General features: G+C 69.2%; 28 protein-coding genes and 1 pseudogene. 7 read left to right on the top strand and 22 right to left on the bottom strand.

What is annotated here, in order from left to right; all coding sequences use genetic code 11:
- Positions 1-63: 63 nt before the first annotated feature.
- Entirely contained in the window at positions 64-552 is a 489-nt protein-coding gene (locus QFZ21_RS16600; RefSeq protein WP_307379776.1) for a pyridoxamine 5'-phosphate oxidase family protein, read from the top strand.
- A gap of 65 nt (positions 553-617) precedes the next feature.
- On the opposite strand, the pseudogene QFZ21_RS16605 reads toward QFZ21_RS16600, so the two are convergent.
- Positions 618-1,569: pseudogene (locus QFZ21_RS16605) on the bottom strand (manganese catalase family protein).
- 346 nt (positions 1,570-1,915) lie between these two features.
- On the opposite strand from QFZ21_RS16605, the gene QFZ21_RS16610 reads away from it, so the two are divergent.
- Positions 1,916-3,457 carry an HNH endonuclease signature motif containing protein gene (locus tag QFZ21_RS16610; RefSeq protein ID WP_307379778.1) on the top strand — a complete coding sequence of 514 codons (1,542 nt, stop codon included), beginning with the start codon at positions 1,916-1,918 and terminating at the stop codon, positions 3,455-3,457.
- 78 nt (positions 3,458-3,535) lie between these two features.
- On the opposite strand, the gene QFZ21_RS16615 is transcribed toward QFZ21_RS16610, so the two are convergent.
- The 3 genes from QFZ21_RS16615 to QFZ21_RS16625 are packed head-to-tail and all read right to left on the bottom strand — an operon-like array spanning position 3,536 to position 5,596.
- Entirely contained in the window at positions 3,536-4,339 is an 804-nt protein-coding gene (locus QFZ21_RS16615; RefSeq protein ID WP_307379780.1) for an SDR family oxidoreductase, read from the bottom strand.
- Complete coding sequence (locus QFZ21_RS16620) at positions 4,329-4,556, bottom strand: CDGSH iron-sulfur domain-containing protein (RefSeq protein WP_307379782.1); 228 nt, start codon at positions 4,554-4,556, stop codon at positions 4,329-4,331. The genes QFZ21_RS16615 and QFZ21_RS16620 overlap by 11 nt, the downstream gene beginning before the upstream one ends.
- On the bottom strand, positions 4,553-5,596 hold the full coding sequence (locus tag QFZ21_RS16625; RefSeq protein ID WP_307379784.1) for an iron-containing redox enzyme family protein: 1,044 nt from the start codon (positions 5,594-5,596) through the stop codon (positions 4,553-4,555). Before QFZ21_RS16625 ends, QFZ21_RS16620 begins: the two co-directional genes overlap by 4 nt.
- 113 nt (positions 5,597-5,709) lie before the next feature.
- Between QFZ21_RS16625 and QFZ21_RS16630 the strand changes: the two genes are divergently transcribed.
- Positions 5,710-6,990 (top strand): hypothetical protein, encoded by a 1,281-nt coding sequence (locus QFZ21_RS16630; RefSeq protein ID WP_307379786.1) that lies wholly within the window; start codon positions 5,710-5,712, stop codon positions 6,988-6,990.
- On the opposite strand, the gene QFZ21_RS16635 is transcribed toward QFZ21_RS16630, so the two are convergent.
- The 5 genes from QFZ21_RS16635 to QFZ21_RS16655 all read right to left on the bottom strand — a co-directional run bounded on the left by QFZ21_RS16635 (position 6,877) and on the right by QFZ21_RS16655 (position 9,870).
- A complete protein-coding gene (locus tag QFZ21_RS16635) occupies positions 6,877-7,362 on the bottom strand; it encodes a hypothetical protein (protein ID WP_307379788.1) in 486 nt (161 codons plus the stop codon). The two genes, QFZ21_RS16630 and QFZ21_RS16635, sit on opposite strands and share 114 nt — an antisense overlap.
- Positions 7,359-7,943 carry a hypothetical protein gene (locus QFZ21_RS16640; RefSeq protein ID WP_307379789.1) on the bottom strand — a complete coding sequence of 195 codons (585 nt, stop codon included), beginning with the start codon at positions 7,941-7,943 and terminating at the stop codon, positions 7,359-7,361. The genes QFZ21_RS16635 and QFZ21_RS16640 overlap by 4 nt, the downstream gene beginning before the upstream one ends.
- A complete protein-coding gene (locus tag QFZ21_RS16645; RefSeq protein ID WP_307379792.1) occupies positions 7,940-8,617 on the bottom strand; it encodes a hypothetical protein in 678 nt (225 codons plus the stop codon). Before QFZ21_RS16645 ends, QFZ21_RS16640 begins: the two co-directional genes overlap by 4 nt.
- Positions 8,618-8,640: 23 nt before the next feature.
- A complete protein-coding gene (locus tag QFZ21_RS16650; protein WP_307379794.1) occupies positions 8,641-8,796 on the bottom strand; it encodes a hypothetical protein in 156 nt (51 codons plus the stop codon).
- A gap of 138 nt (positions 8,797-8,934) precedes the next feature.
- Positions 8,935-9,870: an endo alpha-1,4 polygalactosaminidase gene (locus tag QFZ21_RS16655; protein WP_307379796.1), complete on the bottom strand. Its 936-nt coding sequence runs from the start codon at positions 9,868-9,870 to the stop codon at positions 8,935-8,937.
- A 126-nt stretch (positions 9,871-9,996) separates the two neighbouring features.
- Between QFZ21_RS16655 and QFZ21_RS16660 the strand changes: the two genes are divergently transcribed.
- On the top strand, positions 9,997-10,563 hold the full coding sequence (locus QFZ21_RS16660; protein WP_307379798.1) for an NADPH-dependent FMN reductase: 567 nt from the start codon (positions 9,997-9,999) through the stop codon (positions 10,561-10,563).
- A gap of 103 nt (positions 10,564-10,666) precedes the next feature.
- Here QFZ21_RS16660 and QFZ21_RS16665 read toward each other — a convergent pair whose 3' ends face one another.
- The 4 genes from QFZ21_RS16665 to QFZ21_RS16680 all read right to left on the bottom strand — a co-directional run bounded on the left by QFZ21_RS16665 (position 10,667) and on the right by QFZ21_RS16680 (position 14,283).
- Positions 10,667-11,365: a DUF899 family protein gene (locus tag QFZ21_RS16665; RefSeq protein ID WP_307381329.1), complete on the bottom strand. Its 699-nt coding sequence runs from the start codon at positions 11,363-11,365 to the stop codon at positions 10,667-10,669.
- A 66-nt stretch (positions 11,366-11,431) separates the two neighbouring features.
- The gene (locus QFZ21_RS16670; RefSeq protein ID WP_307379799.1) at positions 11,432-12,832 is read right to left on the bottom strand and encodes an MFS transporter; all 1,401 of its coding nucleotides are present in this window, start codon (positions 12,830-12,832) and stop codon (positions 11,432-11,434) included.
- Between the two features lie 76 nt (positions 12,833-12,908).
- A complete protein-coding gene (locus tag QFZ21_RS16675; RefSeq protein WP_307379802.1) occupies positions 12,909-14,009 on the bottom strand; it encodes a YbdK family carboxylate-amine ligase in 1,101 nt (366 codons plus the stop codon).
- Positions 14,010-14,016: 7 nt separating this feature from the next.
- Entirely contained in the window at positions 14,017-14,283 is a 267-nt protein-coding gene (locus tag QFZ21_RS16680) for a Rho termination factor N-terminal domain-containing protein (protein WP_307379805.1), read from the bottom strand.
- A gap of 127 nt (positions 14,284-14,410) precedes the next feature.
- On the opposite strand from QFZ21_RS16680, the gene QFZ21_RS16685 reads away from it, so the two are divergent.
- Positions 14,411-14,575, top strand: a complete 165-nt coding sequence (locus tag QFZ21_RS16685) for a hypothetical protein (RefSeq protein ID WP_307379808.1) — start codon at positions 14,411-14,413, stop codon at positions 14,573-14,575.
- Between the two features lie 33 nt (positions 14,576-14,608).
- On the opposite strand, the gene QFZ21_RS16690 is transcribed toward QFZ21_RS16685, so the two are convergent.
- The 3 genes from QFZ21_RS16690 to QFZ21_RS16700 form a co-directional block, all read right to left on the bottom strand.
- Positions 14,609-14,794: a CsbD family protein gene (locus QFZ21_RS16690; RefSeq protein ID WP_307379809.1), complete on the bottom strand. Its 186-nt coding sequence runs from the start codon at positions 14,792-14,794 to the stop codon at positions 14,609-14,611.
- A 132-nt stretch (positions 14,795-14,926) separates the two neighbouring features.
- Complete coding sequence (locus QFZ21_RS16695; RefSeq protein ID WP_307379812.1) at positions 14,927-15,283, bottom strand: hypothetical protein; 357 nt, start codon at positions 15,281-15,283, stop codon at positions 14,927-14,929.
- Positions 15,284-15,434: 151 nt separating this feature from the next.
- Complete coding sequence (locus QFZ21_RS16700) at positions 15,435-15,782, bottom strand: hypothetical protein (RefSeq protein WP_307379813.1); 348 nt, start codon at positions 15,780-15,782, stop codon at positions 15,435-15,437.
- Between the two features lie 314 nt (positions 15,783-16,096).
- Here QFZ21_RS16700 and QFZ21_RS16705 point away from each other — a divergent pair, with 314 nt between their 5' ends.
- Complete coding sequence (locus QFZ21_RS16705) at positions 16,097-16,582, top strand: FBP domain-containing protein (RefSeq protein WP_307379815.1); 486 nt, start codon at positions 16,097-16,099, stop codon at positions 16,580-16,582.
- Between the two features lie 91 nt (positions 16,583-16,673).
- Here the strand turns inward: QFZ21_RS16705 and QFZ21_RS16710 are convergent, their stop codons facing one another.
- From QFZ21_RS16710 to QFZ21_RS16725, 4 genes are read right to left on the bottom strand one after another with little or no spacing between them, the layout of a single operon-like run.
- Positions 16,674-18,998, bottom strand: coding sequence for a beta-glucosidase (locus tag QFZ21_RS16710; protein ID WP_307379817.1), 2,325 nt, complete (start codon positions 18,996-18,998; stop codon positions 16,674-16,676).
- A gap of 47 nt (positions 18,999-19,045) precedes the next feature.
- Positions 19,046-19,924, bottom strand: a complete 879-nt coding sequence (locus QFZ21_RS16715) for a carbohydrate ABC transporter permease (RefSeq protein WP_307379820.1) — start codon at positions 19,922-19,924, stop codon at positions 19,046-19,048.
- Positions 19,921-20,853 (bottom strand): carbohydrate ABC transporter permease, encoded by a 933-nt coding sequence (locus QFZ21_RS16720; RefSeq protein ID WP_373426025.1) that lies wholly within the window; start codon positions 20,851-20,853, stop codon positions 19,921-19,923. The genes QFZ21_RS16715 and QFZ21_RS16720 overlap by 4 nt, the downstream gene beginning before the upstream one ends.
- On the bottom strand, positions 20,834-22,129 hold the full coding sequence (locus tag QFZ21_RS16725; RefSeq protein WP_307379823.1) for an extracellular solute-binding protein: 1,296 nt from the start codon (positions 22,127-22,129) through the stop codon (positions 20,834-20,836). The genes QFZ21_RS16720 and QFZ21_RS16725 overlap by 20 nt, the downstream gene beginning before the upstream one ends.
- Positions 22,130-22,292: 163 nt before the next feature.
- Here QFZ21_RS16725 and QFZ21_RS16730 point away from each other — a divergent pair, with 163 nt between their 5' ends.
- Positions 22,293-23,300: a LacI family DNA-binding transcriptional regulator gene (locus tag QFZ21_RS16730; RefSeq protein WP_307379826.1), complete on the top strand. Its 1,008-nt coding sequence runs from the start codon at positions 22,293-22,295 to the stop codon at positions 23,298-23,300.
- Here the strand turns inward: QFZ21_RS16730 and QFZ21_RS16735 are convergent.
- Positions 23,269-24,141, bottom strand: coding sequence for a PaaX family transcriptional regulator C-terminal domain-containing protein (locus QFZ21_RS16735; RefSeq protein ID WP_307379828.1), 873 nt, complete (start codon positions 24,139-24,141; stop codon positions 23,269-23,271). The two genes, QFZ21_RS16730 and QFZ21_RS16735, sit on opposite strands and share 32 nt — an antisense overlap.
- Positions 24,131-25,378 (bottom strand): kynureninase, encoded by a 1,248-nt coding sequence (locus QFZ21_RS16740; RefSeq protein WP_307379829.1) that lies wholly within the window; start codon positions 25,376-25,378, stop codon positions 24,131-24,133. The genes QFZ21_RS16735 and QFZ21_RS16740 overlap by 11 nt, the downstream gene beginning before the upstream one ends.

Below are 25,378 nucleotides of genomic sequence, written 5' to 3' on the forward strand. Positions count from 1 at the left end.
GCGATGCGCGACCGATGATGTCATCGATGCCGCAGCCCTCGCGGCGCCGAAGGGATGACACTCATGACTGACACCACGCCCGTCCAGCGGGTCGCTGAACTCATCAAGGACTTCCGCTTCGCGATGTTCACGACGCGGAACGCCGAGGGGAGGCTCGTCGCCCACCCGCTCACCGTGCAGGAGGCGGAGTTCGACGGAGACCTCTGGTTCCTCGTGTCGAAGAGCGCGACGCTCGTTATCGACATCCAGGCCGACGAGCGCGTCGGCGTCTCCCTCAGCTCCAACGACGCATGGGTGTCGCTGGCCGGAACCGCAGAACTCGTCGAGGACCGGGCCAAGATCAAGGAATTGTGGAGCCCGACGGTCGAGGCCTGGTTCCCTGAGGGGCCGGATGACCCCGACGTCGGCCTGCTCAAGTTCGACGCCCAGTCCGCCGAGTACTGGGACAGCCCCGGTGGCAAGATCGCCTCGCTCTTCAGCTTCGTGAAGTCGAAGCTCACCGGCGAGCAGTACGACGCCGAGAACGAGAAGGTCGAGCTGCCCGACCACTGAGCGGCCCGCGCTCGGGAAACGCGCAACGGGGCGGCCGGCACGATGTCGGCCGCCCGTCGCTGTGCTCACTTCATCCGGCCGAACGTGGCGTCGATGTCAGCCATCTCCATCGCGGCTGTCGCTTCGATCAGCGCGCGGAGCTCCTCGTCGGCACCGGGGGAGAATTCCTCGAGGCGCTCGGGGGAGATCGTCATCGGCGCACCGACCGGGGCCTGTTCGCTCGCGTCGAGCTCGGTGCCGTCGTTCGACGGGGGAAGCCCCCTGGAAGATCTTCCCTGCCTCCGACTGCGCGGTGAGATCGAAGGAGTACTGCTTGCTCTGCAGGCCCAGATCGAGGAGCTTCTTGACCTCGGGGAACTGCTCGGCGTTCGTCTTCGGGATCGGCAACGACGTGGGCCAGTTGACGCCGAGGGTCTCGAGCGCCTTGGCGTAGGCGTTCTCGTGCGCCTGGTCGCGCACGATGAGGTACGAGATCGTGCTGCGCGCCGTCTTGTTGTCGGTCATCTCGTACAGGCGGCACTTTTGCAGGCGCCCCGTGGACTCGAGCATCAGGTTGTAGAGCAGGTCGAGCACGAGGTTGCCCGAGTTGTAGACGTAGCTCCCCATCCAGGGGTTGCCGGCCGCATCGACGGGGAGCGCACCCTGTGCACCGACGAGGTAGTGGTGGATGTTGCTCGTGTCGACCGCGATGCGGAGCGGTGTCGCGCCTCCCGCCCCGGGCTCGTCGACCGGGTCGGTGGGCTTGCCCTGATACTGCGGCGAGCCGTCGAGCAACCGCGAGATCGTCGTGCCGATCAGTTCGACATGGCTGATCTCCTCGGTGCCGATGCCCTGGATCAGGTCCTTGTACGGCTTGCCGGAGGGGCCGCGGAAGTTGATGCTCTGGAACAGGTACTGCATCATCGTGCGCATCTCACCGAACTGTCCGCCGAGACCCTCCTGCAACGCGTTCGCCGCGGCGGGATCCGGCTCGTCCTGAGCGATCTCGTTGATGAATTCTTGAACGTGGAAGTACACGGGGGATCTCCTTCGACTCTGAGGGCGTGTGTGGATGTCGGCTCATCGTGAGACGACGAACCGGATCGCTCACCCCCCTCGACCGCACGGCGATGGAGTCGTACTATGCGGCCGGAGTCTTCGGAGACGGCGCCGGCTCGATTGTTCGCAGAGCTGGAAGCTGCTGAGCCAGAGCCCTGAAGCGTCGCGCACGTCCGGTGCTGAGCGGGTGGCTATTGGGTCCCTGAGCTTGTCGAAGGGTCCGGATCCGTACCCGGTGCGAGCGTATGCCGGCATATCGGGAATACGCCTTTGATCTGGTGATTTCCGGGGTCGGAATGGCGGTGGCCCTCGGTTGAATAGGGGTATGAACAGCACCACGGAGCTCCTGGATCGGGTCGTCACCGACCTCGATTCGGTGCTGTCCGGTGACGTGCTGGCGGGTTTGCCGGATGCGGACCGGATGGATGTGCTCCGGGTTGCGGGGGAGGCGTTCCGTCGCATCGAGGCGGTGGTGGTGGAGTCGGTCGCGTCGGCGGATGTGGACTTCGCGCACTCGTTCGGGTGTCGTGGGCAGAACGAACTTTTGCAGCGGGTGTTGCGCACGGATGTCGCGGGCGCGACGAGGGTGGGGAAGGCCGCGGATGCGGTGCGCCGACAGATCAGCCCGTCGTCGGGGGAGCGGTTGGAGGCCCGGTACCCGGCGATGCGGGAGGCGTTGCTCGACGGGGTGATCGGGGTCGCGGGTTTGCTTGCGGCGATCGGTCCGATCGACAAGGCCGCGCACAAGGTCGGGCGGGCGGCGATGCTTGCGGCGGATGCTCTGTTGGCGGATCATGCGCGCGGGTACCGGACGGACGACAATGAAGGTCATGGGGTCGACGCGGATGCTGACCCGGATGCCGAGCGGGATGCGGATGCGGGTGCGGATGCGGATGTCGACGTGGATGGGGACGCGGTTCCGGGGCCTCCGGTGACGCCGGAGGATCTGCGCCAGTTTGCGCAGTCGGTGGCGATGACGCTCGACCCCGATGGCCCCGAACCGTCGGATCGGGGTGCGCAGAATCACCGGTTCTTGACGATCGGGCGCCTTCGTGACGGGTTGCATTCGATCCGGGGGAATGTGCTTCCGGATGTTGCGGCGCAGTTCCAGTCCGTGATCGATGCGCAGAACAATCCGAAGACGGATGGACCCCCGCACCCGGGCGTGCACTTCGAAGACTCAGAGGGCCCGGATTCCTCAGGCCGCGACTCCGCGGGCCGGCGCTCCGCAGGCGAGGGTTCGGGAGAGCCCGCATTCGACGACGGTTTCGAGGATGAGCCGATCGACCGGCGCACCGCCGGCCAGAAGCGCCACGACGCGTTCGCGGCAGCGCTGGGGATCGCGGCCCGCCACCAGGACATGCCTTCGCTCGGTGGGGCCGCCCCGACCCTGGTCGTCCATGTCGACGCGAAAGATCTCGCCGCGGGTCGGGGATGGGCGACGATGGCCGGGTCCCAAGCCCCCGTCCCACTGCATGTCGCCGCGCACACCGCATGTAACGGGGCGATTCAACGCGTGTTGTTCGACGAGGGTCGGATTGTGGGGATCTCGGTCACGGACAGCGTGTTCACGGTGCATCAACGGCGGGCGATCATCGCCCGCGACCGAGAATGCCTCGTTCCCGGGTGTCATGTCCCGGCATCGTGGTGTGAGATCCACCACGTCACCGAACACGCCCGCGGTGGGCCGACGCACACGGACAACGGGGTCCCGTTGTGCTGGTGGCATCACCGGTCGTTGGATTGGTCCGGGTGGGAGATCCGCATGAACGACGGGATCCCCGAGATCCGCGGACCCGAATGGTGGGACCCTCACGGGACCTGGCGTACCTCGCGACCACGGGTTCCTGACCTCGCCCACGCATAGACAAGACACCTTCTCTCCATCGGTATGCCCGTGGAGAGAAGGACGACCGGACGCAGCTCAGCCGTCAGCCGTCAGCCGTCACACCGTGCGCCAGTCGTGCGAGGTGATCGCCGCTCCCGCCTGCGGGCCCATCTGCAGCATCCCACCGTCGATCGCGATCGATGCCCCGGAGATGTAGGCCCCCTCGGGGGACGCGAGGAACGCGATCAGGGCGGCGACCTCGCGGGCATCACCCGGCCGACCGAGCGGGATGCCGGGACGGTCCTCGCCCCGAGGATCCTGGTCGGTCTGGTCTGTCATCGGCGTCGCGATCTCGCCGGGGGCGACACTCACGGCACTGATGCCGGCCGAGCCCAGCTCGAGCGCGAGGTTCTTCATCAGACCCCCGAGCCCGTGCTTCGCCGCGTCGTACGCACTCATGCCCACCATGGGCTGATGCTCATGCACACTCGTCACCGCGATCAGCCGACCGCCCCGACCCGCGGCGACCATCGCCCGAGCCGCGTGCTGCAGGCAGACGAACGCTCCGGTCAGATCCGTGTCCACCACCCGGTTCCACTCCTCGAGCGAGATGTCGAGGAAGGGCGTGGTCGTTCCGGTTCCCGCGTTGTTCACGAACACGTCGAGACCGCCGAGCTCGTGGATCAGGCCGTCGATCACCCCGCCACACCCTGGCACATCGGAGGTGTCGAGCCGGACGACGAGGGCCCGAGCGCCGTGGCTCCGCACCTCCTCGGCCGTCTCTTCGGCGCCCCGCTCGTCGCTGTGGAAGGTGATCCCCACATCGATGCCGGCGGCCGCGAGAGCGACGGCGGTGGCTCGTCCGATCCCGGAATCGGCGCCGGTCACGATCGCGCGGCGCGCCTCGATGTCACTGTCCATGGCTCATCCCCTCTTCCTCGGTACGGAACCCCGCTGCCTTGTGCGTTCCGTCGCAGAACGGCTTGATGACCGACAGCCCGCACCGGCACAGCGCGACCGTACGACGGTGCGGCGTGATCGTTTCGCCCTCGGGCGTCTGCAGCTCGATGTCGCCGCGCACGAGCAACGGGCCGTCGGGGTACGGCGTGATCGTGGTCCGCTCGCCCGCCGCGCTCACAGGGACACCCGCTGTCGCAGCGACGACTCTCCAGCCGTCCAGGCACCGAGGATGTGCTCTCCGGTCCAGCCGTCCACGGCCAGGCAGGCGGCCGCCCCGAACATGATGTCCTCGAGCAGGTCCGGGCGGTCCTCCGCGAGACTGCCGGCGAGATCGCGTGCGGCGATCTGCTCGTGCACGGCATCCGCCTCGACATGCTCGGCAAAGTACTCGACGACGTCTTCATGGAAGTCGAGCCGCCGCAGCCCATCGGCATACAGGCGGCACGGGATCGACGAGGTCATCTCGAAAGCAGCGAGATGACCCACGATCGCGCCCACCAGCCGCCGGTTGAGGCCGAACATCGACATCATGTTGAACGACGCGAGCGTGATGGCGGGCAGATCGTCGAGGTAGGCGCCATAGGTGTCATCGAGGCCGGCCGCGCGCATCGCGTTGGCGAACAGCACCTGATGCACCCGGTTCGGTCGACCTCCGCCGTACTCGTCGGACTGGATCTCGACCAGCGCCGCCTTGGCACGGCCGGTCAGCCGCGGGATCGCCCAGGAATGCGGATCGGCTTCCCGCAGCGTGTAAGCCGACCGCTGGATCAGCATCTCCTCGGCCTGCTCACGCGTGCCCTTCTTCGCGATGTGCCGGGAGAGGCTGGGGCCGGTGTCGGCCGCGGCGAGGGCGAAGAGCGACCGCCCCACCGCGTCGACCGTCGGTTCGGGGAGTGCGGGCATCGGGACGACCTCGCGCAACGTGCGCTCGAGGGCATCCTCGAGGATGCGCCGCGTGGTGATCAGGTGCGGGTCCCACTCCAGGGAGGGGTCGATCGAAGGGAGCGAGCCGTAGGACGAGGCGTAGAGGATGAACAGCGCGAGCTGCACATCGTCGTCGCGCAGGATGTCGGCGCTTGCGGTGACCGCCTCCAGTGCGAGGGCGGAATGCTCCGCGTCACCTCCACCTCCGGTGAGCGCGCGGAGGACGGCGTCGCTGAGCGGCCCGCGCGAGGCGAAGGCGACGGCGGTGTCGGAGACGAGGGCGGATGCGGTCATGTGGAAGGGCTCCCATCGGATGGATCGCCCTCATTCTGCGGCGCACGATGCGCCCTCTGTAGGGACTTGACGCACGCCCCTCCGTCAGGCATGCGACCCGATACGGTGGGGGCATGCTCCAGGCCCTCCGCACCTTCGGGCGCATCCTCGCGCGGCACTGGCCCGCGCTCGCGGCCTGGTACCTCGGCGGCGAGGCCGTGCATCAGCTGCTGGTGCAGCTGGCCGGGTTCGTCGGCGGCCTCACCACGCTCGGCGGCCTGCTCATCCTGCCGCTCGCGGTGGCCGCCCGCCTCGTCTCCTACGTCGCGATGTACCTCACGGTGCAGCCGTCGCTGCCGCACAGTCGCGCAGAGCAAGGGGCGCAGACCGGCGAGACCGGGCCGCGGCGCTTCGTCCAGGCGACGTTGACCGCGATCCTCCCGTTCTTCGCGTTCTCTGCCGCGTGGGGCATGCTCGACGCGGATCTCATCGAGTTCTTCCGCATCGCCAGCGACATCGCGCTGCGGGATGCCGGATACGACCTCGAGCAGCTCGGCGACCGCGGCGGGATCGTCTCGGTCGGCGTGCTGTCGGTCGCGGTGCTCGTGATCGCGCTCGCGGTGCGGCTCCTGCTCGCCCGCTTCGGCGATCGTCTGCCGTCGTGGACGCTCGCCGTCGCCGCGTACACCGAGGTGCTCTGGACCTTCATGCTCTTCACGCTCGTGGGCCAGTGGTGGGCCGACACGAAGGAGTGGTTCGCCGGGCGGGCCGGCGTGGTCTGGCTCGAGGGGATCGGCGACTGGGTCGCCGCGAACATCGCCCCGCTGGCGACGCTGTGGCAAGGCGCGGGGTGGGTCTTCGGATTCCTCGTCGCCGCGGTCCTGGTGCCCGCCTCCTGGCTCACCGTCGCGGGTGTGACCTATGGCACCTCGTTCGACGCGACGCCGCCGGTGCTCCGCCGCTTCGACAAGACCCTGCACGGAACGGCCTCGCGTCTCTTCAAGATCGTCGCACGCCGCTTCGAGGAGCTGTGGGCGGCCGTCGCGTTGATCTGGCGTGGCGGGCCGGTGATCTTCGGATGCCTGGCTCTCGCCTACGCGCTCTGGGCGGCAGCGGAGCGGTTCGGCTCCCGCGCGGTGCTCGGACTCTTCGGCGGACAGGAGACATCGTTCTGGGCGAGCTTCCTGCCGCTCCTGCTCGTCGCCGTCGGGGTGATCGCCGAACCGCTGCGCGTCGCGATCGTGGCCACCGCGTTCGACGCCGTCATCGGTCGACCTGCCGCAGAGCTGGGCACGCGAGAGTCAGGGCTCGACGGGGAACCGAACGATCTCACCGTCGCCGGCGACGTCGAGCACGAACGGCCCGTCGGCGTCGTCGGGAAGCAGGAACACCGCGAGGATGACGTACGGCCCTGAGCCCGCCAGGCAGGCGGATTCGCCCGCGTCGTAAGGCACCTCCAGCGCGGAGCGCGCGTTGCTCCACACGCGCTCTCCTCCGACCTCGGCCAGAGTCGGCTGACCGCACGTCGTCGAGTCGGGTCCGCCGCCTGCGTCGATCCGGATGCTGAGCGTACGGGAACCCTCGGGAGCCTCGAACTCGTCCCAGCGTGCGGAGCCGAGTTCGAGCGTCTGCCCGGCGACATCGGCTGCTCCGTCTGCCGCCTCGATCACCGAGGGGCCGCCCGATGCCGGGACGACGTCGAGCCACACGTGCACGCCGATGACCGCCGCTGCCGCGACGACCAGAGCGGCCAGCGCGACCCGCTGTCTCCGCCACCAGCCGGTCATGGCTTCCCCAGGCGCGGTTGTTCGATCTCGATGCTCGAGGTCGTCTCGACCCGGTCGAGGTGCAGGGGGAAGGCGATCACGTCGTCGAGCTCGGGCGTCGGGTAGCGACCGCTCAGTCGCAGTTCGCCGCTGCCGGAGCGCAGGTCATCGGGCAGCTCGAACGCCAGCATCCCGACGGTGTCGGTACCCACCCGTAGATTCGTGCCGACGAGAGTGGCGGGCGGGCGTTCGCTCGCCTGGTAGAGGCGGCCGTCGATCTCGAGGCTCGCCACGCCGATCGCGGCGCCCACCTCGGTCGTCGGGGCCGAGACGGCGAGCTCGACGACGACCCAATTCCCCTCGGCCTCCCATTCGTTCGCCGGCATGGTCACGCGCTCGGTGCGTGCGACCTCGACGACGGTGGCGGTCAACGTGCGGGCCGTCACGGTCTGCCCGACCGAGCCGCTCACCGCGAACGGGTCCAGCAGGGCCTGCTCGGGCGGCGTCACGGCGGTCACCGCTCCGGCGGCGACGACCAGTCCGGCCCCGACGATCCAGGGCATCGCGCGCCGCGTGCCGAGCCGCGACCCGCGCCGCGTCACGGTGCCACCTCGAGGTCGAGCTGTGCGCTGAGCTCGTCGCGTCGCCAGGAGATCGTCGACGCCGCCAGGATGACCTGGCCGGATTGCTCGACCGCGTCATAGACGTCGAGCCGCGCGGTTCCGTCTGCGAGGGCGTCCTTCGTGGCGGCGTCGTCGGCGACCGGCCAGGCGATCGTCACGTCGGCCGGCACCCCGGGCTGGAGGATGACCGAGCGCCGCCCGCCGTCGGCACGCCAGGATCGCGCGGTGCCGACGGCAGTGATGCCGGACAGCTCGAGCATCGGCTCCCGGCCGACGATCATGCGAGACTCGACGCGGTCGGCCGAGCGCTCGACGCCGACGGCGCGGTCCGACAGGTTCTCCAGCCGCACCGTGATCACGAGCAGGGTCTCGCCGGGCTCCGCCTCGAGGAACTGGCTCTCCACGGCGTCGGTGAGCTCTGCATCGAGGACCGTGACCGAGTACAGCGACGTGCGCGCCTCATCACCGGTCGCGACGACCGTGGGCGTCTTCGATGCGGAGGCCAGGCCGCCGAACCCGATGAAGCCCGCGAGCAGCCCGATGACCGCGGCGCCGGCGATCCAGAACGGTGCAGCTCGTCGGCTGAACACGGTACGGGCCGCGCCGGCCGCGGCATCCCGCGCACCAGCTGCCGCCCCCCGCGTCCTCGTCACGAGGTCAGCCTAGCGGCGAGGGGTCAGTCGCCCTCCTCGAGCGGGTCGGTCTCGCCCTTCTCGTGGTCCACGCCGTCGTCGGCGGTGAACACCTTCTCGTCCTGGGGCGTCTCGACGGCGGCCTCGGCGGCGGCGTCGAAGGGGCCGGAGTCCTCGGGGTAAGTCTGGGGGTCGGTCATGGTGCGTCCTCTCTGGTCGGGATGTGTCGAATTCCAGACTCGCTCACAGACGGCCGCGTGACCCTCCCGTTGACATGGTCGGGATCAGCTGGTCTTCACACGGGCAGGGCTAGATCGGGCAGGCTCCATCGGGCAGGGCTACATCGGGCAGGGCTCGAACACGTAGCCGTCGTCGGCCGGGGTGAGCAGATCGCGGTCGCGCAGCACCATCGACGCGGGCGATCGTTCGTCGGCGCACATCTCCGCGAACGGACGCGGCAGCTCGTCGGCGTACTCGATGTCGATCACGGCCTCTCCGTACACCGCCGTGTAGGCCTGGCACTCCTCGTACACCGCGCACTCCTCGGTGACGGCGAAGTCGAAGCCCGCGTCGGCCTGGAGCGCCGCGGCATCCTCGGCGGAGTTCTTCTGCCCGGCGGCGAGCCCGGCGTCATGCGCTGCCTCGACGAACGCGGTGGCGAGCGCCAGGTTGTCGTCGAGCGACAGGGCGCCGTCGGAGCGCGTGTAGGTGTCAAGGTTGTCGAACTCGACCGCGTCGAAGCCGGCATCCGCGCATCCCTCGATCCACGGGACCACGACCGCCGCGATCCGCTCGCGACGCTCCGCCGTCGAGGTGTCGAGCAGGGCCTCGTCCGGCCAGTCGGGGTCGAAGACGACGTCCCCGTCGCGATGCAGCAGCAGCTCGGCATCCCACGTCTCGAGCTCGCCCGGCTGGGTCTGGAACCCGTTCACGTAACAGATCGAATAGACGCCCGGAGCGGGCTCTGCAGCGCGGTCACGCCCGACGATGCCGACGCCGTCGGCCGGTTCGTACGCGCCGCCGAGCTGGTAGTCGACCCCTGCTGCCGCCGGAAGGCCGGTCCAGTCCCTGGAATGCGACGAGGGAGCCGGCGAGGCGGGGGCGGATGCTTCCGGGATCGCCGTCGCGGGGGCGCAGCCGGCCAGCACGAGCAGGATGCCGACGGCCGCGGCGGCGTGCCGCAGGCGAGCAGCAGTATGCCGTGGGCTGGCAGCGGCGTGCCGTGGGTGTGCAGCGGTGCGCTTCATGCGAGCAGCGGCGGGGCGAGGGGGCATTCCGGCACCCTATCGCTCGCCCCGATCACTCTCATGGGATTCATCAGCCGGATCGGGAATGCCTGAGCAGGGATCCTCGTTTCCGTTACATGCAATTGCATGGACCCTTGAAAGGACCTCGCCCGTATGACCACTTACAACGTCGGCTTCCTCGTCGGCAGCATCTCCTCGACCTCGATCAACCGTCGGCTCGCCCGCGCGCTGGTGAAGCTCGCCCCTCAGGCCGATCTGACCCTCACCGAGATCCCGATCGCCGCCCTCCCGTTCTACTCCGCCGACAACGACGGCGCGATCCCCGCAGAGGCCGCGGAGTTCAAGCAGGCGATCGAGGCGTCCGACGCCATCATCCTGGTGACCCCGGAGTACAACCGCTCCGTTCCCGGCGTTCTCAAGAACGCGCTCGACACGGCGAGCCGCCCGTGGGGTCAGAACAGCCTCGCCGGCAAGCCCTCCGCCGTCATCGGCGGCTCGGTCGGTCCGATCGGCACCGCGGTGGCGCAGCAGCACCTGCGCTCGATCCTCTCGTTCCTCGCATCGCCTGAGCTGTCGCAGCCGGAGGCGTACATCCACATGCGCGACGGGCTCTTCACCGAAGACGGCGAGGTCACCGATGACTCGACTGTCGAGTTCCTCGTGTCGTGGCTGAAGGCCGTGCACACGCACGTCGCGAAGTCGCTCAGCCCCGTCACCTGAATCAGCCCCGTCAGCTGAATCAGGCTCGGATACGGAGGGGCTCGCGCGATGCGCGGGCCCCTTCTTTCAGGTCCGCGGGGCGCAGCGCTTCAGCTACCCGATGTCAGCTGCCGGCGCCGTAGAGCGCGGCGATCTCTTTCGACCCGATGCCCTGTGTGTAGGTGCCGTGCTGCGGCCAGCCGTCGGGGGAGTCCTCCCACTCCTCCTGGCGGCCGTAGGGGAGCAGGTCGACGAGGCCCTGCAGGTAGCTGAGGCGCTCGGTGCCGCGGCCGCTCGTGTGCCAGGTGCGGTACACGGCGTCGCCGTCGCGGAGGAAGACGTTCACCGCGAACCCGCCGTTCGGCGGAGCATCGACGTCGGACCCGAAGCTGCTGTCGGCACTCGAGTACCACGCCATCGTGTTGCCGACGCGCTCGCGGTAGGCGAGCGCCTCGTCGATCGGGCCGTTCGTCACGATCACGAAGCGGGCGTCGTAGTACCGCTCGATCACGTCGAGGCGTGTGAACTGCGAGGTGAAACCGGTGCAGCCGGGGCACTGCCACTCGTTGCCGTCCGACCACATGTGGTTGTAGACGATCAGCTGGGAGTGCCCGTCGAACAGGTCGGTCAGCCGCACCTCGCCCTCGGCGCCGACGAGCGTGTACTCCGGCATCCGCACCATCGGGAGCCGTCGCCGCTGGGCGGCGATCGCGTCGAGTTCACGGGTCGCAGCCTTCTCGCGCACCCGCAGCGCGTCGAGCTCGCGCTGCCAGGTGTCGGAATCGACGACGGGCGGAAGAGGAGTCTGGGCGGTGCTCACGATGACCTCCGGATGGCGAGACGACGCTGGACGACGGTGCCTCCAGTGTGCGCGCGGCCACCGACAGCGTCAATGAGGTTCGAGATCGGAGGCCGCGGCAGCGGCCGGCGCGGCCTCGGCGGGGTTGCGCCGGATGCCGATCCACGACACGACTCCGCCCAGCACCAGCAGTGAGGCGGTGACCCAGGCGGCGTTGTGGAAACCGCCGAGGTCGAGCGCGCCACCGACGATCGTCGACAGCATGGCGACCACCAGCAGTCCGGCGACGCGGGAGACCGCGTTGTTCACGGCCGAGGCGATGCCCGAGTGCCCTTCGTCGATCGCGCCGAGGATCGCGGCGGTCAGCGGAGCGACGGTGAGCGAGAGCCCGAGTCCCATCACGATCATGGCCGGCAGCACCTGCCACCAGTAGTCGAAGTCGGTGCCGACCGTCAGCAGCATCAGCGCGCCCGCGGCCATGATCAGCGGTCCGATGGTCATGAAGATGCGCGGACCCCAGCGTCCGGCCCACGCTCCGGCGCGCGAACTGAGCAGGATCATCAGGATCGTCATGGGCAGGCTGGCGAGCCCGGCCGCGGTGGCGCTGAGACCGGCACCCTGCTGCAGGTAGACGCCGACGACGAAGCCGTTCAGCGAGAGCGCGGCATAGACGAACAGGGTCGCGAGGTTGCCCCAGCCGAAGTCGCGCACCCGGAACAGCCACAGCGGCATGAGCGGAGCCGCCGACGTCTTCTGACGCACCAGGAACAGGGCGAACAGCGCGGCGCCGAGAATCCCGGGCGCCCAGATCGCCGGGGACTGCCACCCGAGGTTCGGCTGCTCGATGAGGGCGAACACCACCGCGCCGAGGCCGATCGCGCAGAGCGCCCCGCTCCACCAGTCGACCTTCACCCGACGCTCCAGCTCGGGCAGGTGCAGCCGACCGAGCAGCAGCAGGGTGATCGCGATCGGGATGACGTTGATGAGGAACACGAAGCGCCAGGACAGGAAGTCGACGAACAGGCCGCCGAGCAGCGGGCCCACGAGCATGGCCCCCGTGGTGAATGCCGTCCACACGCCGATGGCCCTGGCCTGCACCTCGGCGCGCATGGTGGCAGTGATCAGCGCCAGGGAACTCGGCACCAGCAGCGCACCGGCCGCACCTTGCGCCGCCCGCGCGATGATCAAGGTGAGCGGGTCGAACGCGGCCGCGACGGCGATGGAGGCCACCCCGAACGCGATGAGCCCGATGCGCATCACCAGCACCCGGCCGTAGGCGTCGGACACGGATCCGGCCAGCAGGATCAACGCGCTGAGCGTGATCAGGTAGGCGTCCACCACCCACTGCTGCGTCGTGATGCCGCCGCCGATCTCGCGGCTGATGGCGGGCAGCGCGACGTTGACCACCGTGCCGTCGAGGAAGGTGACGAAGGAGGCGAGGACCGCGATCGAGATCACGAGTCGCTGGACGGGGGCGAAGGATGCTGCCACAGGCTGAGACTACTCCCGGCCGGACGGGGAGGGGCGGACGGTCGTCGCCGGGTAGCCAGGCTGCCGACGGCGACGGCTAGGACTGTTGAGACTGTGCGGGAGCCGGAACCGGCGCAGGAGTACCCGCGCGGAGGAGCGTGGCGAGGCCCGCGACACCCGACTCCGCGAACGCGCGGCGCTGGCGGGTCGCTCCCGTGCCGACGGTGCGAAGGCGCTCGATGCCCGCGGCGACGTAATCCTCGTCGCCGAACTCCTGCAGAGCGGGAGCGCTCGCCGCCAGCATCCGCTCGACCACGGTCCAGGCGTCGTCGACCTCACCGGTCGTCGGATCGACGATGCGCGCATCCATCCCGGAGCGGGCCGCCGTCCAGAACGATGCGTCGATGGCGTCGATGTGATCGCTCGTCAGGGAACGGTCGTCGGACAGCGCGAGCGCGCGGCAGAGCACGGCGAGGAGCACGGAGTCCTCGGGCTCGAGCTGTGCGTCGAACACACGCACCTCGAGTGTCGGGTACCGCTCCGACACCCGTATGGCCCACGAGAGGGAGGTCGCCTCCCCGATGGTGCCGAGCGCGAGGAGCTGATCGATGCGCGCGACGTAGTCGTCGTAGTCCTGGAACCGCGGAGGGCACCACGAGGAGGGCAGGCGGCGGATCAGGATGCTGCGCCAGCTCGCGAACCCGGAGTCGATGCCGTTCGCGAAGGGACTGTTCCCGCTCAGAGCCAGCAGCGCCGGCATCCATCCGCGGATGCGGTTGAGAGCCCGGATCCGCTCCTCGACGTCGGGCACCTCGACGTGCACGTGCAGTCCGTTGACCTCGTGCTCCCGGGTGAGGTGCGCCAGGCGCTGCGCCACGTCGTCGTAGTGCGAAGAGGGGGAGATGATCGGCGACCGCGTCGTCGCGAAGGGATTGCCGGTCGGCGCGGCGATCGCGTGCTGCTCCTGCGCGTGCCAGCCCACCAGGGCACGCAGATGCCGTAGCTGCGTCTCCGCCGCCTCACTGGTGTGCACCGGTTCGGTGGCGGTCTCCAGCTGGGAGGTGAGGTACTCGGTGGCGACGGTGCCGCCGGTGCGGAGACGAGTGATGCGCTCACGCGTGCCGTCGGTCATGGCCAGAGGGACGAGGGCCTGCTCGTCGAGAAGAAGGAACTCCTCCTCGATGCCGAAACGCGCCACCCGCGGCTCAGTGGTTCCTGAGGGCGGAGATCAGCTCGGACTTCCGCTTCGTGCTGTAGCCGGTCAGGCCCAGCTCCTTGGCCCGCTTCTTCAGCTCGGGCACGGTCCAGTCGTCGTAGTCGCCGCTCTCGCCGCCGCGACGGCCGACGGTCTTGCGTCCGTCTCGCGCTGCCGCGTTGGAGATGCGCGCGGCCTTCTCCTTCGACGCCCCGTCATCGCGGAGCTCCTCGTAGAGTTCCGGATCCTTCAGAGAGTTGTTGCGCCCGCCGGGCATGATCACCAACTCCTTTCCACTCGCACCTGTGAGGTACCTGAGTCAAGCCCCTGATGAGAAGAGGCAGATCTGGCTACGTTGTTTCGCTGTAGACGGGTGCACTGTGCCCCCGGCGAAAGGAAATCTGATGAACATTCTGCTGATCATCGTCATCGTCATCGCTGTGATCCTCGCGATCACCGGTGGCCTCGTGCAGTCGCTTCAGTTCCTGCTCTGGGTCGGTCTGGTTCTGCTGGCGATCGCTGTGATCGCCTGGTTGATCCGGGCGATCAGTGGGAGCCGACGGGCCTGACCCCACGAAGTGAGGCCCGCCCGTCGGCGGGCCTCACTTGTCGAACGCGTTCTTGGCGGCGTCCTTGACGTTCTCGCCGGCCTGCTTCACGTCCGCCTTGGCCTGGTCTGCCTTGCCTTCGGCTTCGAGTCGCTCATTGTCAGTGACCTTGCCGACGCCTTCCTTGACCTTGCCAGAGGCCTTCTCAGCGGCGTTCTTGATGTCATCTGCGGCACTCATGTGCTGCTCCTCTCCTAGACGGATCGTTTGCTCTCCTACCCTCGCAAATCGCGTCGATGCGGACCAAGGGATTGACAACGGGCGGATGCCGTGTCACAGCGCCCGACCCATCGACGCGGGCCCTCTGGAGGACTAGCCTGGCGCCAGGCGGGTGTCCTGCCCGCGGACCTCTCGGCGAAGGAAGCGGTGTGCGATGGACTCGATGATGATGGGCGCCATGTCGAAGAACATGGAGTCGATGCCGAACGCGGACATGATGGACATGGCCGTCATGCAGGCCTGCATGGATGCGTGCTCGGCCTGCGAACAGGCGTGTACCGTCTGCTCCACCCAGCTGATGGACTGCGCCCCGGCCTGCATGAACTGCGCCGACATGTGCAACACGATGATGCGGTCCATGATGCGGATGCAGGGGATGACGCCGGCGTCGATGATGTCGATGCTCAACGCCTGCATCGCGATGTGCCAGGTCTGCATGGACGAGTGCATGAAGCACGCCGACCACAGCGAGATCTGCCGGATGTGCGCTCAGGCGTGCCAGGCCTGCATGGACGCCTGCGCGGCCATGAAGGACATGATGATGGCGAGCGCCTGAGCCTTCGCGCTCAGACGAGCTTCACGCTGCGGCTCACACTGCGGCTCACACTGCGGCGACGTTGAACTGCGTGCGGCCGATCGCGAGCACGCCGTAGCGTGCATGCAGCGCCACCGGCGTGCCGGGAGCCGCTTCGAGTGCTGCGCCCGAGCCGTTCCACAGTGCGTGTGCTGCGCCGTCGAGGCTGCGCACGACCAGGTCGCCGGAAGCGGCATCCGCCGACTCGACGATGCCGTCGACCCACTCGGTCGGAGTGGCCGAGGCGATGCGCGCCTGGATGAGGTGCAGCGCGTGGCCGGGAGCGAAGGAGGAGCACCGGTCGCCGTGCTGGCACATGCACGCCGAACGCTCACGCACCGAGAGGGGCGACAGGCGGTTCGAGGGCGTGGACACGGTGGTCTCCTTCAGGATCGGACGCTCTGGGATCGGGCGTTTCCGACAGCGTAGGTCGGGTGCTTCTGAGGCGGAAGGCGACCGGACACGCAGTGAAACAAACGGGTGTAGTCTCGCTGGGTGCTGTTTTCGAGAGGTGCCCTTTCCGGGCAGAACGGAGCTGCAGGCGCCTTCCGCGCCGCAGACAGAGGCTGAGGACCAGCCGGAGGCGGAACCCCCGTCCCCGGTGCTGCGTCATACCCGGCATCCGTCCCGGGAAACCTCACCCCGATCGACTCGCCCTTCGTGGCGACCACTCTGAAAGCACTGTTCTCATGCGTCCCATCGACGAGCGCGCCATCCGCGCCTCCTTCATCAACGCCTCCCGCAAAGAGGTCGCGACCCTCACCATGCCCGCCGACCTGGCCGACATCGACTTCGACAAGCTCGACTACCTCGGCTGGACCGACCCGAAGATGCCGCGTCGCGCCTACGTCGTCGCGCGGATCGACGACACCCCGGTCGGCGTCCTGCTGCAACGCGCCGAGCAGCGCGTGCTCGCCCGGGCGCAGTGCTCGTGGTGCGAGGACGTCACGCTCCGCAACGATGTGCAGCTGTTCGTCGCGCGCAAGGCGGGTGCCGCCGGCCGCAAGGGCGACTCCGTCGGCGTCCTCACCTGCGCGGAGTTCGGCTGCTCCCACACCGTGCGGATCCTGCCGCCCTTGGCGTACCAGGGCTACGACCGCGAGCTCGCCAGGGAGATGCGCATCCTGCGGCTGCAGGAGCACGTGACCGGTTTTCTCCGGGAGGTCGCCGGCTGATCGGGAGGAGATCTGCACTCGGGAGGACCGATCCGGGCGATCGGCCCCTCCGCAGTGCAGATCTCCTCGGGAGCGCAGGTGGACGCCCGGCCTACTCGACCTCGAGCGTCGCCACCGTCTCCTCGTCGTCGCAGGCGCTGCCGACCCAGAGGCGGAACCGGCCGGGCTCGACCCGTCGGATGCCGTCGACACCGGTGAACGCGAGGCGGTCGAGGGGCACGTCGAACGTGACGTGCTCCTCGGCTCCGGCGGCGAGCCTGACGCGCCGGAAGCCGATCAGCTGCGCCACCGGTCGGGTGACGCTGGCGATCTCGTCGTTCACGTAGAGCTGCACGACGTCGGCGCCCTCCCGATCGCCCGTGTTGCGCACGAGCACCGTTGCGCGCACCGTGTCGTCGGTGAGCGAGACCGCGAGATCGGCGTGGGCGAACGTCGTGTAGCTCAGCCCGAATCCGAAGGGACGCGCCGGGGTCGGATCGGCGCTCGTGACGTCGGCCCGGCCGCCGAGCAGCGGATGCAGGTACGAATACGGCTGGGCGCCCGCCGACCGGGCGAGCGACACCGGCAGCCGTCCGGACGGCACCACCCGGCCGCTGAGCACCCGGGTCAGAGCCTGCCCGCCCTCTTCGCCGGGGAAGAACGCCTGCAGCACGGCGGCCGGTCGGGCGGCGCCCGCGGCATCCGTCCTCGAGTTCCCCGACGACGGTGCCGCCGAGTTCACCGCGCCGAGACCCGCCATCGCCCCCGCCGCGCCCGCGCGCGGCGGCAGGGCCCAGTCGAGTGCGTACGGGCGCCCGGTCATCGCGATCAGGATCACCGGCGTGCCCGTCGCGACGACGGCCTCGACCAGATCGCGCTGGATGCCGGGGAGTTCGAGCGTCTCGACGTCGTTCCCCTCGCCGACCGTGCCGCGCCCGAACAGCCCGGCCCGATCGCCCACGACGATGATCGCGACGTCGGCGGCCTCGGCGTCGGCGACCGCTGCTGCGATGCCGCTGCGGTTCGCGCTCTCGACATCGCCGCCGACGGCGTGCGTGATCACAGCATCCGCGAACTCCTCGCGCAGCGCGTCGAGCACGGTCGGCAGCGCGATCCCCGCCGGCACATCGGGGTGATGCGCGAGCACGTGGTTGACGAACGAATAGCAGCCCATCAGGGCCTCCGCGCTGTCGGCATTGGGGCCGATCACCGCGATCCGGCGCCGCGCACCGGCGTCGAGAGGAAGCACGCCGTCGTTGCTGAGCAGCACGACCGACTCCTCGGCCAGACGCCGGGCCAGCTCTCGGTGCGCGGGGGAGTCCAGATCGACGGATGCCGGTGGCATGGAGAAGTCCGCATCCAGCAGCCCCAGCTCCTCCTTCTGCGCGAGCACGCGGGCCACCGCCTGGTCGAGCACGGCCTCCGGCAGCCGCCCGTCGCGCACCTGGTCGGCAAGGGTCGTGTACGCGTCGGGCGACGGGAGCTCGACGTCGATCCCCGCGGTGATCGCGAGGCGCGCAGCATCCGCCGAATCCGCTGCGACCCGGTGCATGCTCCGCAGGAAGTCGACCGCGAAGTAGTCCGAGACCACCACCCCGTCGAAGCCCCAGCGGTCCCGCAGCACACCCGTGAGGTAACGGGGATCCGCCGCGACCGGCACGCCGTCGATGTCGGTGTACGAGTTCATCACGCTGCGCGCTCCGCCCTCGCGGAGGGCCATCTCGAACGGCGGCAGCAGCACGTCCTCGATCTCGCGCTGCCCGGCGTGCACGGGCGCATGGTTGCGTCCGGCGCGCGAGGCCGAATACCCGACGAAGTGCTTGAGCGTGGCGTGCACCCCCGCGGACTGGACGCCCCGCACATACGCGCTGCCGATGGTGCCGACGACCAGCGGATCCTCGGCGATGCACTCGTCGACCCGTCCCCACCGCGGGTCGCGGATCACGTCGAGCACCGGCGCCAGGCCCTGGTGGATGCCGAGCGCGCGCATCGAGTCCCCGATCGCCGCGCCGACCTCTTCCACGAGCTCCGGATCGAAGGATGCTCCCCAGGCCAGCGGCGTCGGGAAGGTCGCCGCCTTCCACGCCGCGAGTCCGGTCAGGCACTCCTCGTGCACGATCGCGGGGATGCCGAGTCGGGTTTCCCGCTGCAGGCGCGCCTGCTCCGTCCAGAGCCACTGCGCCCGCTCGACCGGGTCGACCGGCCGCGTGCCGTAGACGCGGGTGAGGTGCCCGATGCCGTGGGTGCTCGCCTCCTCGTACCGGGTCGAGCTCTTCTTCTCGCCGGCGAGCGGGGCGACCACCTCATCGCCCTGGTCGACCCAGAATCCGACGAGCTGCGCCTGCTTCTCCTCGAGCGTCATCTGCTCGAGGAGCGCCTCCACGCGGGGCGAGAGGGCGGGGAGGGTGGTCTGCGGGAGCACGTCGTTCGCTTTCATGGGGTTCTGCACTTCTGTCGTCCGTGCCGTCGTCGGGTGCACCGCGGTCATCCCTTGACCGCCCCGGTGAGTCCGCCGACGATGCGCCGCTCGAACAAGCTGAAGAAGATCAGCGCGGGGATCATCGACAGTGACGTGAATGCCAGCACCTTGGCCGTGTCGACCGAGTACTGCGACGCGAACGACTGCACCCCGAGCGGCAAGGTGAACGCAGCGGCGTCGTTGAGGATGAACAGCGGGAGAAGGTAGCCGTTCCAGCTGCCGATGAACGCGAGGATGCCGGTCGTGATCACCCCGGGGAGTGAGAGCGGCAGCACCATCCGCCAGAAGAAGCCGAGGCGGCTGCATCCGTCGATGAAGGCGGCCTCCTGGATCTCGTCCGGGATGGCCCGCAGGAACGGCACCAGGATGATGATCGTCGTCGGCAGCGCGAAGGCGATCTGCGGCAGGATGACCCCGCCGAGCGAGTTCATCAGCCCGAGATTGCGCACCACGATGTACAGCGGCGTGATCGCCACCGTCAGCGGGAACATCAGCCCCGCCGCGAAGAAGGCGTAGAGGACACCGCGACCGGCGAACCGGTAGCGGGCGAGCACGTACGCCGCCATCAGACCGAGTGCCACGACGCCCAGAGTGGTGGCGAGCGCCACGATGAGCGAGTTGAGCACCTGCCGCCAGAAGATGCCACCGGTGAGCACGTCGAGGTAGTTCGACAGGATCCACGGCTGCGGCAGCCCGGACGGGTCGGTGGTGATCTGCGCGTTCGTGCGGAATCCGCCGATGATGATGTACAGGATCGGCGCGAGCATCAGGCCGACGGCGATCAGCGCGACGAAGTACACCGCGGGGTTCGCCCAGGGCAGCCGGGGCTTCGCCTTCCGGCTGCGTCCGGTCCGCGGGGTGACGAGTGCGGCGGTGGCGGTCATCGCTTGCCCTTCTTGCTTCCGGCGCCGGTGAGGGCGCCGTCGGTGTCGCGTTTCAGCACGGCCCGCTGGTAGATCAGCGCGACGACGAGCGAGATCAGGAACAGGACCACGGCGACCGCGTTCCCGTACCCGAAGTTCCCGGCGTTGCGCCCCTCGGACACCATGTAGGTGGCCATCGTCGAGGTGCCGGCGGTGGAGGCGATGTACTGCCCCCAGATGATGTAGACGAGGTCGAACAGCTGCAGCGAGCCGATGATCGACAGGAACGCCCAGATGCGCAGCGTCGGAGCCAGCAGCGGCAGGGTGATCTGCCACTGGATCTGCCAGTACGACGCGCCGTCGATCGCCGCAGCCTCGTGCAGCTCCTCGGGAATGCCCTGGAGGCCGGCGAGGAAGAGGATGACGGCGAAGCCGACGTACTTCCAGGTGATGATCGCCATCAGCGTCCAGATCGCGATACCCGGGTCGGACAGCCAGTCGTTCGCCAGCCACCCGAGGCCCATGTTCGTCAGCAGCGCGTTGAGGGCGCCGCTCGTCTGGAGCATCAGGCTCCAGCCGGTCCCGACGACGACCTCCGAGATCACGTACGGGACGAAGATCAGCACGCGGATCAGCGACTGCCCCCGCATCCGCCTGTTCAGGAGCAGAGCGAGGAGGATCGCGACCGGGCCCTGCAGCACGAGCGACATCACCAGGATGACGCCGTTGTGCTGGAGCGCGTCGTGGAACAGCGGGTCCTGCAGGATCGTGAGGTAGTTCTTCAGACCCACGAAGTCGGTGGGCGGACCGTACCCCTGCCAGCTGAAGAAGCCGTAGAACGCGGCCATCAGCACGGGGAAGATCACGAAGGCGAGGAAGACGAGAAGGGCGGGCCCGGCCAGAAGGATCACTTCCAGCCGGGCGAGCGCCTTACGCCTTCGCTGCAGCATCCTTGACAGCCTGGACGATGTCGTCCGGCGTCCCCTGGCCTGCCAGCATGGTGACCACGGCCACGTTCAGCGCGTTGCCGACGTTCTGGCCGTAGACCGTGTCGAGCCACTGCGACGCATACGGAGCAGCGTTGTATGCCTCGAGGATGGTCTGCAGGTACGGCTCGGTGACGGCCTCCTGGGCGACGGTGTTGACCGGCGGGGCGTTGAAGGCCTTGTAGTACGCCGTCTGCACTTCGCTGGTGCCGAGGTAGTTCAGGAAGTCGACGCACGCGTCGGGAGCATCGACCGAGCACGAGTAGCCGTCGACGCCGCCCATCATCGAGCCGGGCTCGCCTTCGCCGCCCTCGACCTCGGGGAACGGGAACCAGGAGAGGTCGGCCAGCGGCTTCTGGTCGGGTGTCAGGGATCCGATCACGCCGGGGTTCCAGGCGCCCATGAGCTCCATGCCCGCCTGGTGGTTGGCGATGAGGCCGGCCGAGCTGGCGGCACCCTGCTGGGCGGTCGTGGTCAGGAAGCCGCTGTTGAAGGGCTCGGTGTCCGCGAAGTCCTGCAGGTCCTCACCCGCGCGGATCCAGCACTCGTCGTCGAAGTTCATCTCGTCGGCGGCCTGGGCCAGCGTGTCGGAGCTGCACTCGCGGAGCGCGAACCAGTAGTACCAGTGCGCTGCCGGCCAGGCGTCCTTCGCGCCGAGGGCGACGGGGTCGATGCCGGCGGCCTTGAGAGCCTCCGTCGCGGTCTCGAGCTCGTCGATCGTGGTCGGGTTCTCGGTGATGCCCGCCTCGTCGAACAGGTCCTGGCTGTAGAAGAGTCCGCCGGGGAGCACGGCGACCGGCATCGCGTAGATCTTGTCGTCGAGGCTGTTGGCCGAGTACGCGGCATCCGGGATCTCTTCGGATGCGGGGCCCGTGATGGCGTCGGTGAGGTCCTTGAGCTGGCCGGCCTTCACCATCGCCGCCATCTTGCCGCCGCCGCGCTGCAGGAAGATGTCGGGTGCGTCGCCGGAGTTCAGTGCGGTCTGCAGCTTGCCGTCGAGGTCCTCATTCTGGATCGACTGGATCTCGATGGTGACGCCGGGGTTCGCCTTCTCGAAGTCGGCGACCGTCGCCTCCCAGAATTCGACGCCGGGCCCGGTGGTCGAGTTGTGCCAGAGCGACATGCTCGCGCCGTCACCGCCGGAGCCATCGCCGGTGTCGCCCGCTGTACAGCCCGAGAGTGCGAGTGCTCCGACGGCGAGTACCGCCGCGGAGACGAGGGGGAGCCTTCTGCTGATCATGTGATTGTTCTCCTCATCGAGTTGCGCCGCGCGTCTCTGCGGGGCGCCCGCGGCAGCTCGGGTGAGACCGCGGTGGGATGAGTCTTCTGTCCGGATGATGCATCGTCAAACGTTTTCGAAAACAGTTTCCATCCGACGGTTCCGCGGTCTACGCTGACCTGACATGAGCGGGAGAACGACGATCCACGACGTCGCGAAAGCGGCAGGGGTGTCGGTGTCGACCGTCTCGAAGGCCGTGAACGGCCGGTACGGGATCGCGGATGCCACGGTGCAGCGCGTCCTCGACTCGGTGCGCGAGCTGGGCTACGAGTCGAGCCTCGTCGCCAGCAGCATGCGGGCGCGGCGGACCGGAGTCATCGGCGTGCTGCTGGCGGGCTTCGAGCCGTTCAGCGCCGAGATCCTCAAGGGCGTCGGAACCGCGGTGAACGACTCGGCCTTCGACCTGCTCGCGTACAGCGGCTCGCGTCACGGCGCGGGTGCGGGCGACGGATGGGAGCGTCGTTCGCTGAGCCGGCTCTCCGGCACGCTCATCGACGCGGCGATCATGGTCACGCCGACCGTCGTGGGCGCCGCCACCGAGATCCCGGTGGTCGCGATCGACCCGCACACCGGGCGGGCCGACCTGCCGACGGTCGAATCCGACAGCTTCGGCGGGGCGCTCGCCGCCACGAGACACCTGATCGAGCTCGGCCACCGCCGGATCGGCTTCCTCGCGGGACGCCCCGACCTTCGCTCGGCCGGGCTGCGCGATGCCGGCTACCGGCGGGCGCTGTCGGATGCCGGCATCCCCGTGGATCCCGCCCTGATCGGGGTCGGACGCTACGAGCTCGAGACGACGCGGGATTCCGCCCGCCTGATGCTGGCAGCACCCACCCGCCCCACCGCTGTGTTCGCCGCCAACGACCTCTCCGCGATCGCCGTGATCGAGGTCGCGCAGGAGATGGGGCTGCGGGTACCGCAGGACCTCTCGGTCATCGGCTTCGACGATGTGCCAGAGGCGTCACGGCGCATGCTGCCCCTGACCACCATCCAGCAGCCGATGCGTCGACTCGGTGCGGTGGCGGCCGACATGGTGTTCGCCCTGCTGGAGGGCAAGGAACTCGACGAGATGCACGTGACGCTGCCGACGCGGCTGGTGGTCAGGGCGACGACGGCGCCGCCCGCCGGGTGAGCGTGCGGACGTGCTCCCACGCCGGCTCGGCCAGCGCCGCCGACAGGCGCGCGAACTCGTCGAAGCTGCGCCGGCCGGGCCAGTCGGCGGGCAGCATCGACGGCGGCAGGCCGGGGTCGGTGTAGGGCAGCACCCGCCAGCGGTCGATGAGCTGCACGCGGGCCGCGAACGGCTCGGCGGGCAGCGTGGTCAGAGACTCCTGGAACGCGAGGTGCTCGGCGCGCAGCGCCGCGAGGTCCCACCATTGCGCGGCGGCCTCGACCAGCGAGTCCGGCGGCACCGGCGCCGACGCCTGGAACAGCGTGACCCACGCCCGAGCGTCGAGGTCGTCGACGATCTCGAGCACCTCGTCCTGCAGATGCCCGGGGCAGATCCAGAGCGCGGGGGAGACCGTGCCCGCACCGATCCACAGCAGGCGCCGACGCAGCTGGTGACGGACGCTCCGTGCGCTCTCCGGGATCGAGAACGACACGAGGCACCAGGTGTCGGCATCCGTCATCTCGCGCATCTCGAAGATGCGCCGGTCGCCGCGTTCCAGCATCCCGATCGCCGCCGGGTTGAGGCGATAGCCGATCGCCTCCGTCCGCTCGGCGAGCAGGAGACCTTTCTGCTTCAATCGGGCGATGCCGGTGCGCGCCTGCGCGGTCGGGATGCTGAGATCGCCGGCCAGCGCGACGAGATCGGCCGCCGAGATCCAGCCGCCGAGGGGCCGCAGGTAGACCCCGATCAGCGTGCGTAGCAGCGAGGCAGTGCTCCCGGGGCGGGCGTCGATGTCGTCGAGCACCGCGACACGGTGCCCGTCGGGCTCGGCGGCTCGCTCAGCGGCTCGCTCAGTCGCCATCGGACTCCAGCGCATCGCGTACGGCCAGGATGCCCATGACCGTCTCGACGTGCGAGGTGCTCAGCGGCGACAACCCGAGCCGGATGCCGTCGGGGAAGCGGAAGTCAGGGATGATCCCGTCGGCCCAGAGGCGCCGGGTGACGTCGCGGAACTCCGGGTGGCCGATGGTCACGTGACCGCCGCGCAGCTCGGGGTCGCGCGGGCTGAGCAGCCGCACGCCGAGCGGCGCGAGCACCTCGTCGTACGCCTGCACGGCCAGCTCGGTCAGCGAGGTCGACTTCGCGCGGACCGCAGCGATGGAGGACTCTTCGATCAGATCGAGCATCCCCTGCATCGCGAGCATCGACGTCACCGGCGGGGTGCCGCTGAGCAGCTGCCGGATGTCACCGGCCGGCGCGTATTCCGGACCCATCGCGAAGATGTCGGCGGCGCTCCACCAGCCCTGGATCGGCTGACGCAGCACGCCCTGGAGTCCGTGACGCAGGTACGCGAAGGCAGGCGATCCCGGCCCCCCGTTGAGGTACTTGTAGGTGCAGCCGACCGCGAGGTCGACGCCCCACGCGTCGAGCTGCATCGGCACGACACCCGCGGAGTGGCAGAGGTCCCACATCATCAGCGCGCCCGTGTCGTGCACGGCCGCCGTGATCCCCGCCATGTCGGCGAGCGCCCCGGAGCGGTAGTCGACGTGGCTCAGCGAGACCAGCGCCGTGCGTTCGGACACGACGGCCTCGACGTCGGAGACGGTCACCCCGCGCACGGGGTCGGGTTCGAGCCAGCGCAGCGTCATGCCGGTCTCCGCCGCGACGCCCTCAGCGAGGAAGCGGTCGGTCGGGAAGTTGCCCGCCTCCATCACGAGCTCGGTGCGTCCGGCGGCGGCGGCGCCGAGGGCCGCACGCAGGAGCTTGTAGATGAGCACGCTGGTCGAATCGGCGACGACGGTCTGGCCGGCCGCGGCCCCCAGCGCGACGCGCGCGATGCGGTCGCCGAGTTCCATAGGCAACGCCATCCATTGCTCGTCCCAGGAGCGGATGAGCCGCGTGCCCCAGTCCTCGCGTACGAAGGCGGCGAGCTTCTCGGGGATGCCGCGCAGCGGGCGGCCGAGGGAGTTGCCGTCGAGGTACGCGGTCACGCCGGGCGCTTCGAGGAAGGCGTCGAGGTGGGTGCCGAGCGGGTCGGCGGCGTCGAGGGCGCGGGCCGTGTCGAGCAGGCGGATGGCGGAGAGGCGGGTGTCGGTCAT

Source organism: Microbacterium sp. W4I20 (genome assembly GCF_030816505.1).
GTDB lineage: Bacteria > Actinomycetota > Actinomycetes > Actinomycetales > Microbacteriaceae > Microbacterium.

Excerpts from the sequence above, each read along its gene's own strand:
- QFZ21_RS16660 (WP_307379798.1), top strand. The coding sequence starts at position 9,997 with ATGACCACTTACAACGTCGGCTTCCTCGTCGGCAGCATCTCCTCGACC.
- QFZ21_RS16615 (WP_307379780.1), bottom strand. The coding sequence starts at position 4,339 with ATGGACAGTGACATCGAGGCGCGCCGCGCGATCGTGACCGGCGCCGAT.
- QFZ21_RS16705 (WP_307379815.1), top strand. The coding sequence starts at position 16,097 with ATGCGTCCCATCGACGAGCGCGCCATCCGCGCCTCCTTCATCAACGCC.
- QFZ21_RS16650 (WP_307379794.1), bottom strand. The coding sequence starts at position 8,796 with ATGACCGACCCCCAGACTTACCCCGAGGACTCCGGCCCCTTCGACGCC.
- QFZ21_RS16735 (WP_307379828.1), bottom strand. The coding sequence starts at position 24,141 with ATGGCGACTGAGCGAGCCGCTGAGCGAGCCGCCGAGCCCGACGGGCAC.
- QFZ21_RS16685 (WP_307379808.1), top strand. The coding sequence starts at position 14,411 with ATGAACATTCTGCTGATCATCGTCATCGTCATCGCTGTGATCCTCGCG.
- QFZ21_RS16610 (WP_307379778.1), top strand. The coding sequence starts at position 1,916 with ATGAACAGCACCACGGAGCTCCTGGATCGGGTCGTCACCGACCTCGAT.
- QFZ21_RS16630 (WP_307379786.1), top strand. The coding sequence starts at position 5,710 with ATGCTCCAGGCCCTCCGCACCTTCGGGCGCATCCTCGCGCGGCACTGG.
- QFZ21_RS16635 (WP_307379788.1), bottom strand. The coding sequence starts at position 7,362 with ATGACCGGCTGGTGGCGGAGACAGCGGGTCGCGCTGGCCGCTCTGGTC.
- QFZ21_RS16740 (WP_307379829.1), bottom strand. The coding sequence starts at position 25,378 with ATGACCGACACCCGCCTCTCCGCCATCCGCCTGCTCGACACGGCCCGC.
- QFZ21_RS16680 (WP_307379805.1), bottom strand. The coding sequence starts at position 14,283 with ATGCCCGGCGGGCGCAACAACTCTCTGAAGGATCCGGAACTCTACGAG.
- QFZ21_RS16600 (WP_307379776.1), top strand. The coding sequence starts at position 64 with ATGACTGACACCACGCCCGTCCAGCGGGTCGCTGAACTCATCAAGGAC.
- QFZ21_RS16715 (WP_307379820.1), bottom strand. The coding sequence starts at position 19,924 with ATGACCGCCACCGCCGCACTCGTCACCCCGCGGACCGGACGCAGCCGG.
- QFZ21_RS16730 (WP_307379826.1), top strand. The coding sequence starts at position 22,293 with ATGAGCGGGAGAACGACGATCCACGACGTCGCGAAAGCGGCAGGGGTG.
- QFZ21_RS16625 (WP_307379784.1), bottom strand. The coding sequence starts at position 5,596 with ATGACCGCATCCGCCCTCGTCTCCGACACCGCCGTCGCCTTCGCCTCG.
- QFZ21_RS16690 (WP_307379809.1), bottom strand. The coding sequence starts at position 14,794 with ATGAGTGCCGCAGATGACATCAAGAACGCCGCTGAGAAGGCCTCTGGC.
- QFZ21_RS16710 (WP_307379817.1), bottom strand. The coding sequence starts at position 18,998 with ATGAAAGCGAACGACGTGCTCCCGCAGACCACCCTCCCCGCCCTCTCG.
- QFZ21_RS16720 (WP_373426025.1), bottom strand. The coding sequence starts at position 20,853 with ATGCTGCAGCGAAGGCGTAAGGCGCTCGCCCGGCTGGAAGTGATCCTT.
- QFZ21_RS16655 (WP_307379796.1), bottom strand. The coding sequence starts at position 9,870 with ATGCCCCCTCGCCCCGCCGCTGCTCGCATGAAGCGCACCGCTGCACAC.
- QFZ21_RS16725 (WP_307379823.1), bottom strand. The coding sequence starts at position 22,129 with ATGATCAGCAGAAGGCTCCCCCTCGTCTCCGCGGCGGTACTCGCCGTC.
- QFZ21_RS16695 (WP_307379812.1), bottom strand. The coding sequence starts at position 15,283 with ATGCACTCGTCCATGCAGACCTGGCACATCGCGATGCAGGCGTTGAGC.